This is a genomic window from Wolbachia endosymbiont (group A) of Volucella bombylans (genome assembly GCF_964026965.1).
Lineage (GTDB): Bacteria > Pseudomonadota > Alphaproteobacteria > Rickettsiales > Anaplasmataceae > Wolbachia > Wolbachia pipientis.
This window is the reverse complement of the sequence record NZ_OZ034717.1, coordinates 291,341-313,651: the sequence shown is the minus strand read 5'-3', so window position 1 is coordinate 313,651 and position 22,311 is coordinate 291,341. Positions and strand designations below refer to the sequence as shown.

Annotated in this window: 19 protein-coding genes and 4 pseudogenes; 5 read left to right on the top strand and 18 right to left on the bottom strand. The window is 34.8% G+C overall.

Annotated features, from left to right (window positions below; all coding sequences use genetic code 11):
- Positions 1 to 125 precede the first annotated feature (125 nt).
- The 8 genes from rpoD to AAGD51_RS01620 all read right to left on the bottom strand — a co-directional run bounded on the left by rpoD (position 126) and on the right by AAGD51_RS01620 (position 4,798).
- Positions 126 to 2,078, bottom strand: a complete 1,953-nt coding sequence (gene rpoD / locus AAGD51_RS01655; protein WP_341810477.1) for an RNA polymerase sigma factor RpoD — start codon at positions 2,076 to 2,078, stop codon at positions 126 to 128.
- A 138-nt stretch (positions 2,079 to 2,216) separates the two neighbouring features.
- The gene (locus AAGD51_RS01650) at positions 2,217 to 2,528 is read right to left on the bottom strand and encodes a cation:proton antiporter subunit C (RefSeq protein ID WP_006279706.1); all 312 of its coding nucleotides are present in this window, start codon (positions 2,526 to 2,528) and stop codon (positions 2,217 to 2,219) included.
- The gene (locus tag AAGD51_RS01645; protein WP_006279705.1) at positions 2,525 to 2,944 is read right to left on the bottom strand and encodes a Na(+)/H(+) antiporter subunit B; all 420 of its coding nucleotides are present in this window, start codon (positions 2,942 to 2,944) and stop codon (positions 2,525 to 2,527) included. The genes AAGD51_RS01650 and AAGD51_RS01645 overlap by 4 nt, the downstream gene beginning before the upstream one ends.
- A complete protein-coding gene (locus AAGD51_RS01640; RefSeq protein ID WP_236514307.1) occupies positions 2,937 to 3,464 on the bottom strand; it encodes a DUF4040 domain-containing protein in 528 nt (175 codons plus the stop codon). Before AAGD51_RS01640 ends, AAGD51_RS01645 begins: the two co-directional genes overlap by 8 nt.
- Position 3,465: 1 nt before the next feature.
- Positions 3,466 to 3,753: a monovalent cation/H(+) antiporter subunit G gene (gene mnhG, locus AAGD51_RS01635; protein ID WP_006279703.1), complete on the bottom strand. Its 288-nt coding sequence runs from the start codon at positions 3,751 to 3,753 to the stop codon at positions 3,466 to 3,468.
- A 6-nt stretch (positions 3,754 to 3,759) separates the two neighbouring features.
- Entirely contained in the window at positions 3,760 to 4,005 is a 246-nt protein-coding gene (locus AAGD51_RS01630) for a monovalent cation/H+ antiporter complex subunit F (RefSeq protein ID WP_007548527.1), read from the bottom strand.
- Between the two features lie 28 nt (positions 4,006 to 4,033).
- Positions 4,034 to 4,441 carry a DNA-directed RNA polymerase subunit omega gene (rpoZ, locus tag AAGD51_RS01625; protein ID WP_007548528.1) on the bottom strand — a complete coding sequence of 136 codons (408 nt, stop codon included), beginning with the start codon at positions 4,439 to 4,441 and terminating at the stop codon, positions 4,034 to 4,036.
- Positions 4,442 to 4,501: 60 nt separating this feature from the next.
- Positions 4,502 to 4,798: a helix-turn-helix domain-containing protein gene (locus tag AAGD51_RS01620; protein WP_010081926.1), complete on the bottom strand. Its 297-nt coding sequence runs from the start codon at positions 4,796 to 4,798 to the stop codon at positions 4,502 to 4,504.
- A 448-nt stretch (positions 4,799 to 5,246) separates the two neighbouring features.
- On the opposite strand from AAGD51_RS01620, the gene purE reads away from it, so the two are divergent.
- The 4 genes from purE (at position 5,247) to AAGD51_RS01600 (ending at position 12,132) form a co-directional block, all read left to right on the top strand.
- Entirely contained in the window at positions 5,247 to 5,738 is a 492-nt protein-coding gene (gene purE, locus AAGD51_RS01615) for a 5-(carboxyamino)imidazole ribonucleotide mutase (protein ID WP_006280351.1), read from the top strand.
- Between the two features lie 7 nt (positions 5,739 to 5,745).
- Positions 5,746 to 7,563 (top strand): DNA mismatch repair endonuclease MutL, encoded by a 1,818-nt coding sequence (gene mutL / locus AAGD51_RS01610; protein WP_265040602.1) that lies wholly within the window; start codon positions 5,746 to 5,748, stop codon positions 7,561 to 7,563.
- Positions 7,564 to 8,452: 889 nt separating this feature from the next.
- Positions 8,453 to 11,098: a 2-oxoglutarate dehydrogenase E1 component gene (locus tag AAGD51_RS01605; protein WP_236514305.1), complete on the top strand. Its 2,646-nt coding sequence runs from the start codon at positions 8,453 to 8,455 to the stop codon at positions 11,096 to 11,098.
- A gap of 245 nt (positions 11,099 to 11,343) precedes the next feature.
- Positions 11,344 to 12,132, top strand: coding sequence for a hypothetical protein (locus tag AAGD51_RS01600; protein ID WP_006279249.1), 789 nt, complete (start codon positions 11,344 to 11,346; stop codon positions 12,130 to 12,132).
- A 130-nt stretch (positions 12,133 to 12,262) separates the two neighbouring features.
- Here AAGD51_RS01600 and AAGD51_RS01595 read toward each other — a convergent pair whose 3' ends face one another.
- From AAGD51_RS01595 to AAGD51_RS01580, 4 genes and pseudogenes are all read right to left on the bottom strand, one after another.
- The gene (locus AAGD51_RS01595; protein WP_236514304.1) at positions 12,263 to 12,808 is read right to left on the bottom strand and encodes a TIGR02217 family protein; all 546 of its coding nucleotides are present in this window, start codon (positions 12,806 to 12,808) and stop codon (positions 12,263 to 12,265) included.
- Positions 12,805 to 13,637 (bottom strand): annotated as a pseudogene (locus AAGD51_RS01590) (IS5 family transposase). The gene AAGD51_RS01595 and the pseudogene AAGD51_RS01590 overlap by 4 nt, the downstream one beginning before the upstream one ends.
- An 85-nt stretch (positions 13,638 to 13,722) precedes the next feature.
- Positions 13,723 to 14,545, bottom strand: a pseudogene (locus tag AAGD51_RS01585) (IS5 family transposase).
- 72 nt (positions 14,546 to 14,617) lie between these two features.
- A pseudogene (locus AAGD51_RS01580) lies at positions 14,618 to 15,025 on the bottom strand (IS4 family transposase); the annotation flags it as partial.
- A gap of 216 nt (positions 15,026 to 15,241) precedes the next feature.
- Between AAGD51_RS01580 and AAGD51_RS01575 the strand changes: the two are divergent.
- Positions 15,242 to 16,189 carry an IS110 family transposase gene (locus AAGD51_RS01575; RefSeq protein WP_209472550.1) on the top strand — a complete coding sequence of 316 codons (948 nt, stop codon included), beginning with the start codon at positions 15,242 to 15,244 and terminating at the stop codon, positions 16,187 to 16,189.
- 208 nt (positions 16,190 to 16,397) lie between these two features.
- Here AAGD51_RS01575 and AAGD51_RS01570 read toward each other — a convergent pair.
- The 6 genes and pseudogenes from AAGD51_RS01570 to rlmB form a co-directional block, all read right to left on the bottom strand.
- Positions 16,398 to 17,380 (bottom strand): annotated as a pseudogene (locus tag AAGD51_RS01570) (IS4 family transposase); the annotation flags it as partial.
- Positions 17,381 to 17,560: 180 nt separating this feature from the next.
- On the bottom strand, positions 17,561 to 18,529 hold the full coding sequence (locus AAGD51_RS01565; RefSeq protein ID WP_236514440.1) for an IS110 family transposase: 969 nt from the start codon (positions 18,527 to 18,529) through the stop codon (positions 17,561 to 17,563).
- A 495-nt stretch (positions 18,530 to 19,024) separates the two neighbouring features.
- Positions 19,025 to 20,011: a quinone oxidoreductase family protein gene (locus AAGD51_RS01560; RefSeq protein WP_236514441.1), complete on the bottom strand. Its 987-nt coding sequence runs from the start codon at positions 20,009 to 20,011 to the stop codon at positions 19,025 to 19,027.
- A gap of 170 nt (positions 20,012 to 20,181) precedes the next feature.
- Entirely contained in the window at positions 20,182 to 20,718 is a 537-nt protein-coding gene (locus AAGD51_RS01555) for a cytochrome c oxidase assembly protein (RefSeq protein ID WP_006279376.1), read from the bottom strand.
- Positions 20,719 to 21,441, bottom strand: coding sequence for a Bax inhibitor-1/YccA family protein (locus AAGD51_RS01550; RefSeq protein WP_010962942.1), 723 nt, complete (start codon positions 21,439 to 21,441; stop codon positions 20,719 to 20,721). It abuts the gene before it with no gap.
- A gap of 79 nt (positions 21,442 to 21,520) precedes the next feature.
- Positions 21,521 to 22,285 carry a 23S rRNA (guanosine(2251)-2'-O)-methyltransferase RlmB gene (rlmB, locus tag AAGD51_RS01545; RefSeq protein ID WP_236514443.1) on the bottom strand — a complete coding sequence of 255 codons (765 nt, stop codon included), beginning with the start codon at positions 22,283 to 22,285 and terminating at the stop codon, positions 21,521 to 21,523.
- Positions 22,286 to 22,311 lie beyond the last annotated feature (26 nt).

Genomic DNA, 22,311 nt, shown 5'->3' with positions numbered 1-22,311 from the left:
TTAGCATGTTGTTTCATTAGATTCATAGAAAAAGAAAAATAGCGGTGAAATTATACAACTTTGGCCTAACTTGCTCTCCACTTTTTCCGGGCAAAATCAGCTTTTTCTTAACTTGACACGTATACTTAAAAGAACCCTCTAAGTTTTCTAGCACGGCTTGGATGTTTCAACTTGCGCAGTGCTTTTGCCTCTATTTGCCTAATTCTCTCACGTGTTACATTAAAAATTTTTCCTACTTCTTCTAAGGTATGTTCCTTCCCATCTTTACCAAGGCCAAAACGCATTCTTAAAATTCTTTCTTCCTTTGGTGTTAAAGTTGCAAGAACATTGGTTGTAATGCCACGCAAGTCAGCAAGTATTGCAGCATCCTCTGGCCTGGAGACTCGCTTGTCTTCTATACAATCACCAAAGGTACTACTATCATCTTTTCCTGTTGGAGCTTCAAGACTTACTGGATCCCTTGCTATTTTCATAACTTTGCGTATTCTTTCCAGTGGCATTGTCATTTCTACACTCAATTCCTCTAACGTCGGCTCTCTTCCCATCTCATGAGTCATCTTTCTTAATGCTCTGTTGATTTTACTGATAATTTCCACCATATGAACTGGTATTCTAACTACTTTAGACTGCTCAGGTATTGCTCTAGTGATTGATTGTCTTACCCACCAAGTGCCATAAGTTGAAAATTTATATCCACGTTTGTAATCAAACTTATCCACGGCCTTCATAAGACCAATATTGCCTTCTTGTATCAAATCAAGCAGATCAAGGCCTCTTTTTGAATACTTCTTAGCAATGGAAACTACTAGCCTTAAGTTAGCCTTAATCATTTCTTGCTTTGCTTCAGAGACTTCTCGTTCGTGTTTTTGTATTCTCTTGATTAGCTCCTTAAATTCTTGTACGTTATCTTCCTGTATATGCTGCTTAATACCGTTCAAGGTACTAGCTATATGTTCAGAGTTATCGTCTATAAACCTTAAAAATTTGTTTTTTAATTCACCTGTAAAAGAGGACTGATTTTCATTGATCTTTAAAAGACTTATCTTTTTCAATTCGTGCTTTAAAAGCACGTCATCATAAACTTTATAGAAACTTTCTCTATCGATATCGTATTTTCTAGCCTCAGCAATAAGATTAGCCTCTTCAAGCGTAATGGATCTATTTATCTTATAAAGTTCTTGTGTAATTCTGGCAACAGCAGCATCACTTAACTTAATTTGTAATGCTATAGACCATATTTGATTATACAAATTTTCTAGCTCATTAGAGAAATTTTTAGAATTTTTTCTTAATATCAACGCTTCATTTGTTAAAGTAATTATCTCATCCAATGCAACTATGACCTTTGGCAATAAGTCACTTTCCATTTCAAGAATAGAAACATTTAAATTGACTGAACTTATATCTTCATTATTACCGTCTTTCTCATCATCACTTTTTTTACTATCTTTCTCATCATCACTACAGTACTCAGCATCTTCAGAAACATCCTCAGAATCCTCAACATCTTCAGCACTTTCTTCACTCTCTTCACTTTCTTCTTTGGGTACCACATTAAAATCAGAGTTATAAATTGCATCCAGATCTATAATTTCTCTCAGTAAGAGAGCTCCATTACTTAAATCATCACGCCATACTTTTATCACCTTTAATGTTACTGATGTTTCAATTATTGCACGTAACATGTTATGCTTTTCAGATTCAATTTTTTTTGCTATCTCGATTTCATCTGCCCTTGATAAAAGCTTTACGGAGCTCATGTCTTGTAAATAAATCCTCACTGGATCATCATTTTGTACTAAAGTTGCAGTAACATTTGGCGATGTGTCATCATCATCAAGTTTACTATCATCACTGTTGGAAGGAATATCTTCTTCATCTTCGCTACTTTCAAGCACATTAATTCCGGAATCCTGCAATAAAGATATAGCATCATCTATAAAGTCAGACGAAAAATTTTCATCTGATAATTTATCATTTATATCATCAAAGGTGATAAAACCACCCTTTTTTATACTCTTAGTTACCAGATCTTTGATAATTTTTTTCTTATCTTCTGCATCATTAATAGTTGACATCATTACCTTTATAGTTTATAACTTTATTTCTTATTAACAAACAAACTTACAACGAGCAAGTCTATAATTTTACTTTTAACTTGTGGCTATTTGTTACTTCATATAGTTTAAGATACTGTTAATTTATGTACACTTGTCTTAATCGATTGTTCCATACTTTTCTTCCATTTTTACTGCTATGGATAATCCAACTGAAAATGTTGCAATTCCAACCACTATAGCAGTAAGCATTAAAACATGGGGTATAGGATTGCTATATGAATAAAAATTTGAAACCAATATAGGAGGCAAGGAACTTTTTATATATCCTAGAGATATGTAAAATAACAAAACAGATGCTTGGAAGACGCTTACCCCTATCATTTTCTTGATTAAATTTTTATCGTTTATAATAATATATAAACCTAGCACCATTAATACAATAATAATCGTATAATTATATAAAGTCATTGTTTTTTCCTACGAGCAAAATTTATATATATAATTAACATAGAGGAGCAGACAGTAAATGCTACACCTAATTCCACCAAAAAAATACCTAATTTTTGACCGGTTCTATTATTGGTTAACAAGATATCATAAGATAAAAAATTTTGGCCAAGTAAAGTTGTTGCAACGCCCGTTCCTCCATAAATTAAAATACCTAACACGTTAGTCAATCTAATCACAGAATAAGGTATTGCTTTTAGAGTTGTAGATACACCAAATAGCATTGAATATAATATTATCCCGGAGGCAATAATTATTCCTGCTTGAAAACCTCCACCCGGAGTGTAATCACCGTGAAATTGTATGTATAAACCAAATAAAATGATAAAAGGTATCATCAAAAATGTTACTGCATTTAATATCGGATCTTTAATCATTTTCTTTTTCTTCTTTTAATGTCAACGTTATACAAAGCGCAGCAGTAAAAACTACTATAGTTTCTCCAAACGTGTCATAACCACGAAAGCTTGCCAAAATAGCTGTCACTATATTAGGAATACCGGTAGCTTTTTCGGTATTTTCCACATAATAAGGAGCAACATGCAAGTGGATCGGAGCATTGTGGCTGCCAAAATCTGGCAATTGAATCATAAAATATGACAAACATACAGCCAGAAATAACATAAAAAAAAGCGTTATAGGGTTATGAGATAGATTTACTTTATGATTCTTTATCAAGGAGAGTGCTGCAAACGTAAAAACTGTACTGAGCCCCGCACCAACAGAAGCTTCAGTAATTGCAACATCAGGTGCATTCATAATTAAGTGTATAAGCGCAATCAGTGAACTAAATACACACATTAGAACAGCACTTACGACTAAATGTCGCGAGAAAACTATAAAAACCGTAACTGTTAGTAACAACAAAAGTAACACTACATTTAATATTTCTAACACCTTAGCCTTCTTTAACAGTTTTTTTCTTAACTTTATAATGAGTGCGCGCTAAAATATAGCTATTAGTTGAGTTAGCTACCCATATTATAAAAATTAATAATACTATTTTAACAGTATTGATTGAAAATCCATTCTGCAAAGCAAAACCAATTAACAATAACGTTGCACCGCTAGAATCTGTAATACCTGCTGCATGTAACCTAGTATAGAAATCAGGAAATCTGATCACCCCTATATTTGAAATAATTATCAAACAAATACCTAAAAATATGAAAATGGATCCTATCATAAATTATCAAAACAACATTAATCTCATTAGTGCTATAGTTGATATAAAGCTAACGCTAGCATACAACAATGCTATATCAATTAAAAAAAAATTATTCAGAATGATTGATATTGCTGTTATAAGTACAACTACTTGCGTTGAGAAATTATTGAACGCTAAAACCTTATTGTACACATCATTTGACTTAGACACTATGCAACACAACATTACACTCATACAGAACAACAGTGTATAGATAGCAATGCAAATCATTTAAAGACTATGTAACTTCAGTAGATTTCTAAACGGATACTTCTTCATCGCCATCTTGATCATTTATTTCATCATCTATTTCACCATCCACTTCATAATCTTGGCTTTCTTGACTTGCATCAAGGTCTGTGTTATCAGAAAAATTTAATAAATTCGCTAGCTTACTTGTATTACTGCTGTAAACATTATTCATATTTCCTTTCATGTATTCCTTGCATCTACCTACCAAAAGGCTAAACAGCTCATGAGTATCCACCTGTTTTCCTGCTATTTCATGTAAGGAAACTATGGTATTTTTATGACCTTTAAACTTAGCTGCTTGAATTGGATTACTTGCCCCTGTATTTAAATCATGTGTTCTTTGACTTGCCAACAGAACCAATTTGAAACGGTTACTTACCCGTTCTATACACTTTTCTACAATAGACTCAGCCATAAGATACTACCTTAATAAGTTTTATACTATATCACAAAAAACAAGTTGTCAACTTTGTATCTATTGCGATTCAACTTCATGTTTTACTTTTTCTGCCTCAGATTTTATTTCTTGGCTTTCTGTCATCGTGATTGTTATCTCATGATCAAGTTTTTTTAGAAATCCTAACAATCGCTCTAAAGAAAAACCATCTATTTTACCATTTTTAATTTGCGATACCTTTGGCTGATCAATACCAAGTTTCTCAGCTGCAAAAGCCTGAGTCCAAGCATTTTTTTCTATAATTTTATTTATTATATAAAGCAACTTTGTTTTTATTCCTGCACTGTCTAAGTTATTTAACGATATTATTTCCATAATTCTTATACTCACATATCAATTAACTTTATTAAATATTATAACATAATATTTAATATACCAAGATATTAATATCATGTAACTTGTCATGTAACTTGTCAATAATTATATGATATCAATATTTAAAACTTTAAGTTGATTATATATTAATATTTTTATCAAATTTCTAGTAATTTTAAATTACCATTTTACCATCAGTCTATCTGAAAAAACCATTTATAGAAAGAACAAGCTAAGATTACAAAGCTTGAAATACAAAAATAATTATTTTATAAATTTATCTTACATAAGAAGTTTATATCTCTATATCTTAATATAAATATTTATTTAAATTTTTAAAATTTCTATTTTAACGAGAATTCTATATATTATATTTATAATATAATTTAAATATTTGTTGCTTTTTAGCTGGAACATTATTTAGTTAGTAAGTAAAATTGTGTTGAATATGACAAAAATAAAAAAAGATGTTGCTGTTATTATGGGAAGTGAGTCAGATTACACCACTATGGTCCATACTGTTGATATGTTAAAAGCATTAGAAGTTTCACATGATATATTCATAATATCTGCACATAGAACACCAGAAAGGCTCTTCAATTTTGCTAAATCTGCACAAGAAGAAGGTTTTAAGGTTATTATAGCTGGTGCAGGAGGTGCAGCTCATTTACCTGGTATGGTTGCGTCACTAACTTGTTTACCAGTTATCGGCGTTCCTGTGCATAGTAAACAATTAAATGGGCTGGACAGTCTACTCTCTATAGTTCAAATGCCAAAGGGTGTTCCAGTTGCAACCATGTCTATAGGAGAAAATGGAGCATATAATGCTGCCATTACTGCCGTATCTATATTGTCAATTTCCAACAGTGAAATTGCAGGTAGGTTAAAAAAGTGGAGAGAGAAACAGACCAAAGAAGTAAAAGAAAAACCAGTTTCATAATAAATCTATGGCAATAATTCTTTTAGACACAAAAACCATAAACCGTATAGCAGCGGGGGAGGTGATAGAAAGGCCAGCAAGTGTAGTAAAGGAATTAGTGGAAAATGCAATAGATGCTGGAAGTTTAGAAATAGAGATCAAAATAGAAAGTGGTGGGCGTAACCTTATTATTGTGACAGATGATGGTAACGGAGTAGAAAAAAACGATTTAGAACTTGCGTTTATGCGCCATGCTACTTCAAAATTGAGCGACAATGAGTTGATAGAAATCAAGCATCTTGGCTTTAGAGGAGAAGCTCTGCCTTCAATAGCAGCAGTAAGTAGGATAAAATTATCGTCTAAGGCAAGAGAAGCAAATGAAGCATGGTCTATAAGTTATGAGGGTGGAGAGAAAATAGGGGAGCTGATTCCTTACTCTTTATCACAAGGGACACATATTGAAGTACGAGATTTATTTTTTGCCACTCCAAATAGACTAAAATTTCTAAAAACCGAAAGAGCAGAAACTCAAAGCATTGTTGATATTGTAAATAACCTAGCAATGATTAACTATCATATAGGGTTTACTCTCACTTCAGGTAATAAAAAGCTCTTAAAATACGCTAAGCAGACTTCGTTATTTCATAGATTGTGTGAAGTAGAAGAAGAATTTCAGGGCAGTTCTCTGGAGATTAATGAAGAAGAAGACGGCATTAAACTTACGGGACACATCTGTAAACCGACCGTCAATCGTGGTAAGTCAACTCAGATCTATACGTTTGTTAATGGAAGGCCAATCAAAGATAATCTACTTATTGGCGCAGTTAGGTATGCATATCATGATTTTATTCCAAGCGATAGGTATCCTTTCGCAGCGTTACATTTAGAGATACCTTATGATCAAGTAGATGTAAATGTGCATCCAAATAAGTCAGAAGTAAGGTTTCAGAATAAGAAGCTCATATATGAGATAGTGACAAGAGGATTAATTAAAGCATTGTCAAGAAGGATAGGCACCTTTCTAGCGCATGACCAGAAAATGGATTCAACATTGCCAGATCCTTTTGATAAACCTAATGTTCAAAATGAAAGAAGGCCAAGTCCTTTTGAAAATCAACTAATAAAAGAATTTGCTTCTCCAAATGAAAGAGTAAAAAGCTTATCAGAACAGTCAAAATCGTTTGATTATACCGGCATACAGAAATTACCATCACAAGCGGAGACTATGGTTCTAGAAAAAAAGGTGTTAGAGCAAGTTGATTTGATAGAGAGCCACCCGCTCGGGTTTGCACGCTCTCAGGTCTATAATACTTACATTATTGCCGAGGTAAGAGACAAATTGATTATAGTCGACCAGCATGCAGCCCACGAAAGGCTAGTATATGAATGCTTAAAACAAAAATCAAGTGTAAAAAGACAAAAACTACTTCTTCCTGAAACGGTTGAAATCAAAAATCAAGCCGGAATGGAGATGATTGAAGTTTATAAAGATAAGTTATTTGAAATGGGTTTTGATATTGAGATCAAATCAGAAAATAAAGTGATAGTAAAAGAAATCCCTGCAATTTTGGGAGCAATAGATGTGAAAGAGATGCTAATTAATATAGTCGATAGATTAACGGAAATAGAAGATACATTGCCAGTAGAAGATAAAGTGAACAAAATATTGGCCACTATCGCTTGTCATGGATCAATTAGAGCGGGTAGAAAAATGAGGTTAGATGAAATGAATGAGCTGCTGAGACAAATGGAAAAAACCCCATATTCCGGGCAATGCAACCACGGAAGACCAACTTATATAGAAATGAAACTCAGTGATATTGAAAAACTTTTTGAGCGTAGGTAATGAGGTTGCCATAAATATGTAAGTGCTCCTTTCTCGTCATCCAAGTAGCTCATAGAAACGAAAAAACTTCCTTGACAAACTCCGTCAGCCCCCTTATCATGAAAGTGAAGCTATTTATTTATCTTCTCTGTACAGATTAAATGACAAAAAAACTCACGAATCTGGCGTCTCATGTTTAATTTTTTGCACTATGTGCACCTTATGTCTTTATAAAATTCTAGGTTTTTACCTAATATAAGCTAAAATGCGCTTATAAAGCATTTAAAACATAAAAAAACGCCAACTTAAAAAATGGATAGTGAATAATTAGCTACCCTAGGGTTTCTTTTGTCTTTTTTTCTGTTTAGTAAATTTCTTAAACATTTATGACTAAAGGTTAGTTGCATTAAAAAGCAGCTAAATCGCGGTTATTAAGCGTTTAGAATAAAAAAACGCCATACTTGAAAGTATAATGTAAGTAATTAGCCAACCACGGGGCTTCTTTTGCCTTTTTTTTCGCTTAGTAAATTTCTTAATGTTTATAGCTAAACGACAACCGTCATCCCGCTACGTGTTAGCGGGATCTCTTGTTAGCGCCGCGGCGGTATGACGTCTCGCTTGCAACCTATAGCTTTGTCATTCCAGTGCTCCTTTTTTTGTCATCCCAGTGCCTTGACTATTTGGATCCAGAAAACTTAGCTTCGAGTCAAGTAGGCTGCAAATAAAAACTGGATTCCAGCGTCACGCGCTGGAATGACACCCTGACAATCGTCATCCCGCTACGTGTTAGCGGGATCTATGTTAAGAGATACCGCGAATGAATCGCAGTATGACGTATAGAAACTAAAAAAGTTCTTTTTTAAAAAACTTAAGTTATACTTATAAGTATTTGATACTTTTTATAGTGATTATGTCGAGTTTAAGCTGCCTTTATGGTGATAATGCAGAATTTGTGGAAGAAATGTATAGCCGTTATTTGCAGGGTGATAAATCAATCGGGGAGGATTGGTATAGAATTTTTTCAAGCAATTTAGAAGTTAATAAAGCGGAGACCTGCGGTGCACAGCGTGCAACTAAGGTGGATGATTCAGTTTCTAGTTTAGCAAATTTTTTCAGATCTTACGGTCATTTTTTTGCGGATCTTAATCCGTTATCACCCAATGTGAATAAGGAAGTAGATTATCAGAAATATTCGAATCTCTCTCCTATGGGTGACACTAGAATCTATAGAGATATTTACTGCAAGAACATCGGTTTTGAATTTATGCATATTTCCTCTTATGAGGAGAGAGTGTGGCTGCAGGAAAAGATCGAAAATCAAACCTATACGCTGAGTTCACAAGATAAAAAGGAAATACTGAGGCACTTGATCGAATCTGAGATGTTCGAGCAATTTCTCCATATGAAATTTCCTGGATATAAACGTTTTTCTATCGAAGGTGGAGAATCAGCTATTGTTGCAATTGAAAAAATTATTAGTGATTCCGCTGGTTATGGTATTGAAGAAGTAGTTCTTGGTATGGCTCATCGCGGACGGCTCAATGTTCTAACCAAAGTTATGGGAAAAGAATATGCGGCAATGCTATCTGAATTTCAAGGCAATCTCGCACACCCAAGTGGTCTTGAGGTGTCCGGTGATGTTAAATATCACCTTGGTTATTCTTCTGATCGAGCACTTTCAGGTGGCAAAAAAATACATTTAAGTTTATGCCCTAATCCATCTCATCTTGAAGCGGTAAATCCGGTTTTGGCTGGAAGAATAAGAGCAAAACAGAATATAAGATCTGTGCTTGGCATATCAATTCATGGTGATGCGGCTTTCATCGGTCAAGGAGTGGTTGCTGAAACCTTGAGCCTAAGCAATATTGAAGGCTATAAGGTGGATGGCATTGTGCACGTTGTCATTAATAACCAAGTTGGTTTTACTGCTAATCCGTGTTGTGCGCGGTCCTCTTTTTATTGCACTGATGTAGCAAAATCAATAGAAGCTCCAGTGTTTCACGTTAATGGAGATAACCCTGAAGCTGTGAGTTTTGTTGCGAATTTGGCGATGGAATATAGGCAGAAATTTAAAAAGGACGTAGTGATTGACATAATATGTTACCGCAAATATGGCCATAATGAAGGTGATGAACCGAATTTCACTCAGCCACTCATGTATAAGGTGATATCAAAGCATAAAACTCCTGGAACATTGTATGAAGAAAAATTGACTGCAGAGAAAGTATTAAGTGGTGATGAAGTAAATAAATTACGCAGTGAATTCAGGGCAAAATTAGATAAAAGTCTTGCTGAATCAGTGACTTACACTCCAAAAAAAGCTGACTGGTTTTGTGGAGTATGGTCAAAATTAAGAAGGGCAAGGTTGAACGATTTGAGCGAATACTATACAGATTCTGGTGTTCCGCCAGATGAGTTGAAAAAATTAGGTGTGTATATAAATAGCAATATCCCAAGTAGCTTTAACATTAATAATAAGGTTAGAAAAATACTTGATGGCAGAATAGACAGTATAAATTCCGGCAGTAATATAGACTGGGCAACTGCCGAAAGTCTTGCATTTGCGTCACTGCTTACAGAAGGAATAGAAGTGCGTTTATCAGGCCAAGACTCTGGCCGTGGCACTTTTTCGCACCGTCATTCAAGGCTTGTTGATCAGGTAACAGAAGAAGCGTTTATTCCGCTAAACAATATAAATGAAAAGCAAGCTCACTTTGAGGTCATAGATAGCGCTTTATCAGAGTATGCTGTAATGGGCTTTGAATATGGCTATAGTCTTGATTCCCCGTATTCACTGGTGCTCTGGGAAGGACAATTTGGTGATTTTGCAAACGGTGCGCAAATTATGATCGACCAGTTTATCGCATCTGCAGAAACAAAGTGGTTGCGATCAAGCGGTCTAGTTTTATTGTTGCCCCACGGTTATGAAGGGCAAGGACCTGAACATAGTTCTGCTCGTATAGAGAGGTTTTTACAACTCTGTGCAGAAGATAATATGCAGATAGTTAATTGCTCCACTCCGGCAAATTACTTTCATGTTTTACGTCGGCAAATTCATCGAGACTTTCGTAAGCCTTTAGTAGTGTTTACACCTAAATCGCTATTGCGTCACAAAAGAGCAGTTTCTAACCTATCTGACTTTGAAGGAAAATTCCTCACGGTGATTCCAGAATATAGAACAGATTTAGTTTCGAATGATAAAATACGTAAAGTTGTAATATGCAGTGGTAAAGTTTATTACGACATATGTGAAGCACAAAAAATAAACGATATAGCAGTAATACGTTTGGAGCAATTCTATCCGTTTCCTGCCGATAAACTAAGTATTGAACTTGAAAAATACAAAAGCGCTGAAATTATATGGTGTCAAGAAGAACCAAAAAATATGGGAGGATGGTTTTTTGTCAACCCATTGATAGAAGAAGTGTTATCCAATCTCAATATTCAAGCAAAAAGACCTAAGTGCATTGCAAGACTTGCTGCTGCATCTCCTGCATGTGGTTATGCTAGTGTACATGCTCAGCAACAAGAGGAGATTTTAAGACAGATCGCTTAGTATTTACAGTTATTGAAGCAGAAGTGGTGCTATAAAAGTAGCTGACACTTGAATCCGGTTGCATCACGCGCTGCGGCCAGGCGCAATAGAAAACGCATTACACCAATAAAGCCCTTTTGGTACTCAAGCAAATATAAAAGATTTTTATTCTATTAAAAAAAATTTAATTTTTATTAAAATTTTCATTTATTTTTATTTAAAAAGTAAACATTATTAATATTTACTTTAACTAATATAGGATATATATGAATACAAAAATATTTGAGATGTTAATAAGGAGAACTGGTCTACGCAGAGATAGCAAAGCTGAGATCATACAGTTAAATAGAAATGAAAAAGCTTTCGTAGATGAGGATAAAGAATCTATCGAATTAGCTGAGGCCATTTTTGAAGAGAATAATATGTTTCATTTCCGCAAACCAGGTCCTGCTATGGATTACATTTTGCACAAATTAATAAATGATAGGAAGCTTTTCGAGGAAATGAAAGATAGAGGTACAAGTATAATACGTCTTTTTTCTTTGTTATCAATGTATCATGGTCGTCTCAATTGCTGTGTTATAAGAAAAGGAGGGTGTATTACTGAGTGTGGCATACTTGATTACGCTGGCACCTATCCAGAACTAGTGCCTTTAGAGGACTTTATACTTATTGAGCCTTCCTCGTACCTCGAGTACATTGTGTTTGACAATGAGAATATCAGAAATAGGTTAGCTGAAGACTTAACTGAAGATAAAACAAAATTAGATATCTTTTTGAATGGAATTTTAGCAACAAAGAATTCGGATTTAGTATTATCTTGTATTAACAAGATAGAGGTTCTTAATGAGGGAGATAGATATTTTGTTAATCTCTTACAGAAAAACGGCATGCTAGACTACATCTTAAACAAAGATGATACAACACTTGCAAAATCAACTCTAAAGGAGTTGTTGAAGCTTTCTATTTTGCAGGAAGAAAAAAGCACTGAGTTAGAATCTCCCCAAGCTTCAAGTGTAAATGTTAGCAAAGCTCAGCAACATTGTAGTATATAGCTGGTGATAAAGTTTAAAATAATTGCATATACTGAGGCTCATTTAGGTATAGAGCCTCAGTGGTGCTTAATTTTTCAATTTATGGTAGACTAGTAGCCCTACTATGATGTGGATCTATGCTCGCTCATAACTAAAATTTCACTTCCACCAAGGGGATATTATTCCAGCTATTGCTTCCATAGTCATCAATCGAAGCGTTTAAGTAATCTGTATCAAAGCGTACGGGCACATCAAATTCGAAGCTCGCAGTGATTATCGCATCTTTTACTGGTGGCTTCATAAATGTTATTTCTCCCGTTGAATAATTTACTGAATATTCACTCTCTTCTTTACCATTTAAATAAATCTTTACTGTCCCATGTACTGGCTTTTTGATCATACGTATATGCTTATCTTCCCCACTTACATAAGTTTTGATTAGCTGAAAAGTCGTTTTTTTGTTATCTCCTATACCAATCTCTTGATTAATGGCTATAAAATCCGACCAATCCTTAAAACGAAACCCTATTGCTTTACCTTTTCGTGCATGAAAAAATGTTATTAGTTCTAGTAGCTGCTCGTTTGATCTGACCCCGTAAGCTATGTTGTATCTAGTGCGTGCATGAGACCAATTGATGTTGCGCTGTTCACAACCATTGTGAGTTGTTAGAGGTTGTCCGGAAACTAGTAAATTCAAGCATATTCCCTCTTTAACATAACCCTACTCATAGCTAGGTATATGAAATTCTCAGTGGATGTTGTGAGTAAATCATACTCCTTCGATAGCCTTCTATTCCTATTAACCCAAGCAAAAGTCCTTTCTACAACCCATCTTCTTGGCTGTACTTTAAACCCTTGTTCTCTTGTTGGTAGTAGCTCAGGTGGCGTATCTTTGTGCACCCAAAATCTACATGGAGGCCTTGTAACAATTTCAATATCTATGTCATATTCTTCCTTTATGTGATTCTTTAAATTTCTTCCTTGGTATCCCATGTCAGCCCACATTTTTTTAACTTTAGTATATTTTGTTCTCATATTGTTTAATGCTATTTTAATACCATCTCTATCATTTTCGTTAGCAGCGCCTACGTAACAACCTAGTATAAAACCCTGAGTGTCTGTAATTATATGCCTTTTTCTACCCTTTACTTTTTTACTTCCATCATAGCCTTTGATCCCCCCTTTTCTGTAGTCTTTACAGATTGACTATCTACTATACAGGCACTCGGCTGCTCATTCCTTCCTATTTTTCTTCTACTATATTTTGTAATTTCATAATTCATTTTCTCAAAAATTCCCTGCTTCTTCCATTGCCTGAACTGCTCATACACAGTCTTCCATAGCGGAAAATCATTTGGTAAATACCGCCATTGACACCCTGTACGCAATACATAGAAAATTGCTTCTAATATTTCTCTTTTGCTATACTTTGGCGGCCTTCCTCCTTTCTTGTATGATACTCTGAAGTGTTTTTCTATTCTTGCCCATTCCCTTTCGCTTAGATCTGTTGGATACTTTTTTCTCATCTTTACCCCGTACTAAAATTTCAGATATTATAGCCTTTTACTTGTTTCCGGACAACCTCTAAGAGGTTGTCCACAAACCAGTAAATCAAGCATATTCCCTACTTAACATAACTTTACTCATAGCCAGATATATGAAACTTTCAGTAGATGTTGTAAGTAAATCGTACTCCTTTGATAGCCTTCTATTTCTATTGATCCAAGCAAAAGTCCTCTCTACCACCCACCTTCTCGGCTGTACTGAAAATCCAGGATCCCGTTGTGGCAATAGTTCTAGTGGTGTATCTTTATGCACCCAAAACCTACATGGAGGCCTTTTGACAATTTCAATATCTATCCCATATTCTCTCTTTACGTAATCCTTTAAATCTTTTCCTTGGTATCCCATATCAGCCCACATTTTCTTAATATTGCTGTATTTTTCCTTCATATTGTCCAATGCCATCTTCACCCCATCTCTGTCATTTTCGCTTGCAGCTCCTACATAGCAACCAAGCACAAATCCTTGAGTATCTGTGATTATATGTCTTTTTCTCCCCTTTACCTTTTTCGCACCATCATAACCTTTGCCCCCCCTTTTTCCGTGGTTTTTACCGATTGACTGTCCACTATGCATGCGCTCGGCTTCCCATTTTTGACCTACTATATTTAGTGATATCATAGTTCATTTTCTCAAAAATTCCCTGCTTTTTCCATCTTCTAAACTGTTCATGCACAGCCTTCCACGGCGGAAAATCGTGTGGTAAATAGCGCCATTGACATCCTGTGCGCAGTATATAAAGAATTGCATTTACTATCTCACACTTACTGTATTTTGGTGGCCTTCCTCCTTTCTTGTACGATACTCTGAAGTGTTTTTCTATTCTTGCCCATTCCCTTTTACTTAAATCTGTTGGATATTTTTTCCTCATCTCTTACCTCAATATTCTTTCTTTATATACTACGTATTCCTTGGTTTGTGGACAACCTCTCAAATCTTACTATTACCAACAAATATGAGGTTCGTGAGCAAGTCGCCATCCTTCTGCTAAATCAAAGAGACGTTTATATCCTTTCCAAAGAGTAATTGGTCCTGGTTTTGGGTCGCTTTTTCTTGCTAAATGACCTCCAAGTTCACGAAACGGCTTCTTTTATAGTAGGGGCTATATTTGGACATGGTTTCCTGTGTATTTTAACATATAAAACTTTCCATTCTTCCTCAGCTAATAAGGCAGTACATGGTAATGTTGGGTTAGTTCTTGCAATTGATGTAATAAAGAAAATTCTCCAAGCAATAATGCTCATGACTGTTAAATACCTCATTAATCTTTCTGCTGTTCCAAGTCTACATTCCTCAACTTTGAGACCGGATTTAAAATTTTATGTAATATCTCTATTTTCCATCTAAGGCAATTGTAAGTTAAAAACGTGATATAAAAGAGATAAGAGAGAAAGATAACCCTGCTCACTAGGAATAGCGGGCGTGCGCGACCGAAAGGAAATTGGTATTACAACCGTTGGTATCAAGGTACGCTAGCCCTATCTCTCGATACGTTTGAATAGTTGCTTGGGACATATATATGCACCCGTTTACAATCTTAAATTAACTAAAACTATCGAGGTTTATTATGGTTACATCTTATCAAAATTTTATTGGCATTGACATCGGAAAATTTAAAAATGTCGTTGCAATTCACAAACAGAAGAATGCTGTCGAATTTGATAATAATGCTTCTGGTTGGCAACAATTATTTCAAGAGTTTTCAGATATTCTACCTAATGCTTTAGTGACTTTAGAAAATACAGGGAAATATGAGCTTGGCTTATCACATTTTCTTACCGACAAAAATATTGCCGTGCATCGAGCTAATACTCGTAAAGTAAAAAGCTTTATTTTATCTCACGGAACTTTAGCAAAGTCTGATAGATCAGATGCAAGAGCTCTTGCTCAATATGGATTTGAACGCCATAGAACTATCTCTCTATTTGTACCTACCTCTACAGAACAATCAACTTTGGCTGCACTTTGTCAACGTCGTGATGATATTACGCAAATGAGAACTCAAGAAAAATGCAGACTTGAAGCACCGGAAAATGATCATATAAAAGAAAGCTGTCAAAAGACCATTGAGTTTTTCGATAGTCAAATAAACGAACTCAATGATACTATACAAAAGATTATTGATGAAAGCCGCGAATTACAACAACGCCAAAAAATTCTTAAAACAGTTCCTGGAATAGGTAAAAAGTTATCACAAGATTTTTTGTGTTTAATGCCAGAGCTTGGTTACTTAAATAGAAAAGAAGTAGCAAGTCTTGCCGGAGTTGCACCGCATCCAAAAGAAAGTGGTAAAGCTGTTGGTTACCGAAGGATTACAGGTGGTAGAAGTAACGTTCGTTCAAAGCTCTTTACAGCCGCTATGGCTGCTACAAGGTCAAAATCTATACTTGGCGCCTTTTATTCTAAGCTTGTTGAAAGTGGTAAGAAGAAGATGGTGGCTATAACAGCCCTAATGCGTAAAATTATAGTAATTGCTAATACAAGACTTAAAGAAGCAATTAATTTGCATACTTAAAAATCTTCACAACGGTAACTGAAATTGGCTAATGAATATGTGCGTCCACACAGACTTAAAGCACATATTCATTAGCTTAAGCAGAAATTGCTGTGGTAGCTGTTTGATATAAAATTCTATTTCTATGACAAACGGGTTTTTATTGCCCATATAATTTGCAAAATTACACAAATAAAAAAATTTTTAAAAAACATAGTTGATATCAACTAATTTTTTCAACAGCTTCATCGAAAGTATTAACTGAAAGATTCGTTAATAGCATCCATTCTAGCGGTTTTTTTTTAAGGGAAGGGGAGTTTTCTCAACAACATAAACTGCATAAAGTGGTAATTTAGGTAGTTCTTCCGTCTTATGCCTAATATTATTCTTAGATGGATTCATCATAAACTTTCCAAATCTAACTTCCAAACGTGCTGTTCTTTTTGGCTTATTATCTTTTACAGGAACTTCAACTTCTACCGTACCTGCACAATGAGAGGATTTAATAAATGCCCATAACTTCTGCTCACCTTTTTCAGGATATCGAGATTTTCTATTTACTGCTCTATCTCTGCATGCTCTAACTAGCACTGCCGAATTAAGACTATGTGCAAGCTCAAAAAAGTCATATATATCTGCTTCTCTATCGCATACAGTTATAGTCTCAGTTTGAGTTGGATCAATAATATTATTTGTTTTTCTTAAAGTTTCCAACCACTTTACGCTTTCTTTATCTTCAATGCGATCGCTCTTTTTTTTAAGGTTCTCAGTTTCTTCAGGTCTTGAATAAACTTTTTGATCTAGTATCCCTAGTACCAAACCTTCTATACTAACGGCAAGAGCTGTATGCATTATAATACCTTTTGCAGTATCATAACTGGACAAATTTGCTAATCCGCTTGTTTTTTTATGGTTATTATATACAATGTAACTGGTATCTTGAATGACAAGAACCCTCTTGTGAGCTTTTGTTCTCTCAACTGTTTTATCAATGTGTGAAGCTAGAATATCGACTTCTTTTACGTTCTCATTTTAAAAAAAACGATATGCTGCTTTTGCTTCTGACCAACTTCCGCATGCCTCATTAATTGAGCTTTCAGGTAAACTTATCAAACTGTCAGCAATATTTACTAATCGGTCAGTTAATCTTTTATCTCCAAGTACAGCATCTCCAAATTCATTTTTAGCCCATTCATTACTCTCGTTTGCCATTTTTATACCCTCAATATTTGCAAACTCTAATATTGTAATACTTTATTTATAAGTACATTTATATTTGTGGGTAATAGTAAGGAATGACACCGTCTTGGATGGAAACCAGTGTCAGCTACTTTCATGACACCATCACAAGGTGAAACTGGATCCCAGATACTGTCTCTGCTGTCAAACAAATTATCCAACAAAATTACAATTAAATGGTTGATTATTTTTAAGAATACCAAAAAAGACATGCATTAATTTTCGCATTAACGCAAGAACTATGACTTTTGGACATTTGCCTTTACTTGCTAGACGCTGACAAAACTTTTGAAAATGATTATTATGGTTTTTGACTACTATAGCTGGCATATAAAGAGCTTTTCGAATACGCTCAGATCCTATTTTGCATATGCAACTTCTCTTACTTACTGACGATCCCGATTGATAATGTCCTGGATTTAGACCAGCAAAAGCTGTAAATTGTTTAGCATTGTCAAAGTTATCAACTGATGGCATTTCTGCGACAACAGCAACAGCAGTAAGATATCCTATACCTTTTATAGTCTTAAGGTTTTCCACCATATTTTTTAGATGTGGATAGTTATTTATATGCTCATTAATTTCTTTTTCGAGAACAATAATTTGCTCCTCTATTGCCAAAATTACTTTAGATATAGCTTCTTTGCAACTGGAATGCATATTTTTGTTTTCCAAGCGATTTGTCTGTTGCACCTTATCATCTTTTAGCGATTGCATGCAACGGTAAAGCTCCCTCAAATGCCTCATTTCAGGTGCAATGGGCTTCCAAAGAGCAGGTTTGTTGGCGATACAAAATCTAGCTATCATAGCTGCATCTGATTTATCTGTCTTATTTCTGAGCAGCTCACTTTTGCCAAAAGCTTTGATTTGGGCTGGGTTTACTATACTGACATTATGTCCTAAATCGTGCATAAAAGTAGCCAAATCTTCTCCATACCAACTAGTTGCTTCAAGACATAAATGAGTAAGATTTGCTCCATGGCCATTGCACCAAACTACAAGTTTTGCAAAACCATCTTGATTATTTTGAAAGACTTTGTGTCGTTTTTTACTGTCCACTAACAAACAAACATCAAATTTCTTTTTTGAAATATCCACACCCAAAATAGCATTTACTTGCATAAAATTGCCTCCAAGACTATAAATAAACTGAGAGTTTAGACTAACCTTGTAATACGGGATATAATTCCAAAAGATACTGTTCAGTCTTTAACTCTATGGGAGGGAAGCAAAATCTGGCTTAATGGCATTAGTGTCGCATCAGCTTCACCCTCCCTGTGAGGTATTTTAGCTCTAATGCCTCACATCATAAAGATACAAGTGTCTGGGCACTGGGATGACAAGAAGAGAGCACTGGAATGACAGGAGAAGGGGGGCTACTACCGTCATAAAGGAACCAGTGTCAGCTACTCGGATGATACCTCTTTCTACTTAATTTGGGTTATGCAAGAAGTCTATTCGCGGTATAGATTCCGCTAACGAGTAGCGAAATGATGGTTTTTCAAATCGTCGGTAAGCCTAAGTCAGTTTAGCTATATGCTTTTAATTCCCCCAAAAGGAGAATTAAATATGTGAAATTCTAGTTGATATAATTTAATGAATGGTTAATTTTAACTATTAATTTATTTGAGAGATTTTAATAATATTTAACCCACTCGTTTTTCTATTTTCCATATCGTGATGTGCTTGAATTATTTCATCAAATTTATATTTTTTATTGATCCGTACAGTTAAAAGTTTTTTTCTTATCATCTCGAAGATTTCCATTGTGGTAAGCACTAATGTGAATCTATCATGCTTATAATGGTATATTGAGGTTCCAGTTGCAAATAACGAACGTGAACTAAGTAAAGAAAAACTAATAGGAGCGTTACCTGATATCTGCCCATAGGAAACGTATATGCCGAACCTGCCTAAAGATTCAAAAGAGAGCTTACTTGTAGCGTAACCTATGGGGTCATACACTGCACCTACTCCTCTGTTTTGCGTAATCTCCATAATTTTAGAAACGAAGTCTTTATCATTGTAGTTTATTGCGTATGTGCAGCCACTTTGTAAAGCTATCTTCATTTTTTCATCAGAGCTTACAGAACCTATCACTACACCTTTTTTATCCTTTGCCCATTGACATATTATTTGCCCTAAGCCACCATTAGCTCCATGAACTAGCACGAAAGCACCAGGCCTGATTTTATAAGATTGATTAACTAAATAGTGAGCTGTCATACCTTTAAACAGCACTGCAGCAGCAACTTCATCAGATATGTCATCTGGAATTTTTATCAGATATTTCTGGTGTATAATGCGCTTTTCACAATATGCCCCTGGAGGAGCTGTGCAATATCCAACTCTGTCTCCAACTTTGAATCCATCACTGATTTTTTTACCAAGTTTTTCAATAACCCCAACTGCTTCCACTCCAAGCACTGATGGTAAATTTTTAATTTTGCGTGTACCTTTTCTGTGCTCTAAATCATAACGATTTAAGCCGATAGTTGTGTGACGCACTAAGACTTCCTCGCCTTTTGGCTCACCTATGCTCTTATCTACAAATTCTAATACTTCTGGTCCCCCAGTTTTTTTAATTTGTATAGCTCTAACCATGATGAATATTAAGACAAAAACTTTGATTATGTTATCTAACAATTAATATTTTGCAAAGTTATTGTTTTCACAATCAATAGACTTCTTGCGTTACCTCCTGTCATTCCAGTGTCAGCTACTTGGATGACACCCTATTGATTACTGAAATGACATGGTTTGCAAACATTCTGTTACTTAAGCTTAAAAAACGTGTATGACAGTGTTATTTCGCTCAAATCTTTTGTATTGTTATCAAGCATTATCTCAGGATCTATATAAAAAGATACGGGCATAGCTGCTTTTTGTTTTGGTAGCAACATTTGTTCTTCAAAACAAAAGCATGCAATTTTATTGAAATACTTACCTGCTTTGAAAGGCGTAACGTTATACACCGCCATTCCAAATGAAGGCTGATCAGATAGATTTTTTGCGTAATAAAACGCTAAACTTTGTTCTCCTATGTTTACGTCAACGTAGTTAGTTTCTGATTTAAACTCCCAAGGTAGATCGGACATTATATCAGCATTGAAATGGACCCTGATCTTTTGGTTAGTTATATTTGTTGTTGTGTTAGTTACTTTTCTTATTGTGCCACCATACCCAGTAGCTTTACAGAAAATGCTATATAGAGGTACCGATGCATATGCAAGACATATCATCGACACAACTAAAGATACTAAAAAGAAAACTATAGAATTCTTACTGCCTTTCCTTAAAAAGGAAAACATCTAATCCCTATTGTTGAACAAGTTAAGTAACCTGAGTAGATTGAGAAATATATTAATAAAGTCAAAATAAAGATTAGTTGCACCGAGTATTGCCAATTTAGTAGTAGCAACTTCTGATCCGTCATTATGTTTATAATAAACGTCCTTGATTCTTTGAGCATCATACGCAGTCATTAAGGTAAAGACTATTACTGATATGAACGATATTGCAAAGTGGAGAGGACTACTTCCAAGAAATAAATTTACTATAGACGCAATGATTAACCCCCAAACTCCCATAATCAAGAAAGAGCCCATACTTGTAAGATCTCTTTTTGTAGTATTGCCATATAAAGCCATAGAGCCAAACATGATTGATGTAATGAAAAACGCCCTTGCTATATTTTCTGCAGTATAAACTATAAAAACATAAGATAAGGAAAGCCCCATTAACACTGAGAACGAGAAAAATATAGTAACGGCAGACTGAGCACTTAGGTGTTGAATTCTATAAGACATGTAGAACACCAATGCAACCGGAGATAACATTACCACAAGCGATAGAACGGGATTAGAATAAATTACTTGAAAAAGACCAGAAAATACTGTTAAAAATGCAACAAGCCCTGTGACGCCCAAAGCTAAAGCCATGTAATTGTATACTTTAGTTAGGTAACTTCTAAGCCCAGCGCTATAGTAAACGCCTTGAGAGCGAATATCCTGTTCATTTCTCATATAAGACATAATATAACTCCTTTTGTCCATTATTTAACACATTATAATATAAAACCACATTTTTATCAAGTGTTTTTATTATAAACAGCTATGCGCTGGCATTTGTTTTAATATAAATAGAATATAGGCCTATTGCTGCTGCATTTGAAACATTTAAGCTGTCAATTACGTTTGATATTGGGATCTTTAAAAGATAATCACAATTTTCTTTAACTAACCTCCGCATTCCTTTCTCTTCAGAACCAAAAATAATTACTCTTTTTTTCTCAAGACTCTTTATTTCATCTATATTTTCTTTAGCATTGCAATCAAACCCGTAACACCAGTAGCCGACCTTTTTTAAATACTGCATAGTTTTTACTATATTTGTAACGTATATTAGCGGAACAATATCTAAAGCCCCACTTGCTGCTTTTGCAATAGATGCATTTTCACTCGGTGAATGGTTATGTGGTAAAACCAATGCGTTGACATTAAAACAAGCTGAAGTTCTTAAAATCGACCCAATATTGTGCGTGTCAGTGACTTGATCTAAAATGACTATAGTAGAGCTGTCGTTTGAGCTTTCAGCTATTTCTTCAATGCTTAAGTTATAAAGAATAGGGGCAACATTTAAAGCAATTCCCTGATGGTTAGCACCTTTGGGTAAAACGTCATTAAGTATTTTGTTTTCTACTAATCGAACTTTAATGCCCTTACTGTCTACACATTGCCTAATTTCTTTTTTGTGCTCTCTATAGAAATTTTCTGTTGCTAACAGTTCTATACACCGCCTATTTTTATTCTTCAGTGCTGACATGCAGGTGTGCTTTCCATACAGCCAAAAATTCTCATTAGTTTTTGACGATTTCATCGTATTATTGAAAATCGGGTTTTTAT

Coding starts and splice junctions, on each gene's coding strand:
- mutL (WP_265040602.1), top strand. CDS start 5,746: ATGGCAATAATTCTTTTAGACACAAAAACCATAAACCGTATAGCAGCG.
- AAGD51_RS01565 (WP_236514440.1), bottom strand. CDS start 18,529: ATGCAAGTAAATGCTATTTTGGGTGTGGATATTTCAAAAAAGAAATTT.
- rlmB (WP_236514443.1), bottom strand. CDS start 22,285: ATGAAATCGTCAAAAACTAATGAGAATTTTTGGCTGTATGGAAAGCAC.
- rpoD (WP_341810477.1), bottom strand. CDS start 2,078: ATGTCAACTATTAATGATGCAGAAGATAAGAAAAAAATTATCAAAGAT.
- AAGD51_RS01605 (WP_236514305.1), top strand. CDS start 8,453: ATGTCGAGTTTAAGCTGCCTTTATGGTGATAATGCAGAATTTGTGGAA.
- AAGD51_RS01560 (WP_236514441.1), bottom strand. CDS start 20,011: ATGGTTAGAGCTATACAAATTAAAAAAACTGGGGGACCAGAAGTATTA.
- AAGD51_RS01645 (WP_006279705.1), bottom strand. CDS start 2,944: ATGATTAAAGATCCGATATTAAATGCAGTAACATTTTTGATGATACCT.
- AAGD51_RS01620 (WP_010081926.1), bottom strand. CDS start 4,798: ATGGAAATAATATCGTTAAATAACTTAGACAGTGCAGGAATAAAAACA.
- rpoZ (WP_007548528.1), bottom strand. CDS start 4,441: ATGGCTGAGTCTATTGTAGAAAAGTGTATAGAACGGGTAAGTAACCGT.
- AAGD51_RS01630 (WP_007548527.1), bottom strand. CDS start 4,005: ATGATTTGCATTGCTATCTATACACTGTTGTTCTGTATGAGTGTAATG.
- AAGD51_RS01575 (WP_209472550.1), top strand. CDS start 15,242: ATGGTTACATCTTATCAAAATTTTATTGGCATTGACATCGGAAAATTT.
- AAGD51_RS01600 (WP_006279249.1), top strand. CDS start 11,344: ATGAATACAAAAATATTTGAGATGTTAATAAGGAGAACTGGTCTACGC.
- purE (WP_006280351.1), top strand. CDS start 5,247: ATGACAAAAATAAAAAAAGATGTTGCTGTTATTATGGGAAGTGAGTCA.
- AAGD51_RS01555 (WP_006279376.1), bottom strand. CDS start 20,718: ATGTTTTCCTTTTTAAGGAAAGGCAGTAAGAATTCTATAGTTTTCTTT.
- AAGD51_RS01550 (WP_010962942.1), bottom strand. CDS start 21,441: ATGTCTTATATGAGAAATGAACAGGATATTCGCTCTCAAGGCGTTTAC.
- AAGD51_RS01650 (WP_006279706.1), bottom strand. CDS start 2,528: ATGACTTTATATAATTATACGATTATTATTGTATTAATGGTGCTAGGT.
- mnhG (WP_006279703.1), bottom strand. CDS start 3,753: ATGATAGGATCCATTTTCATATTTTTAGGTATTTGTTTGATAATTATT.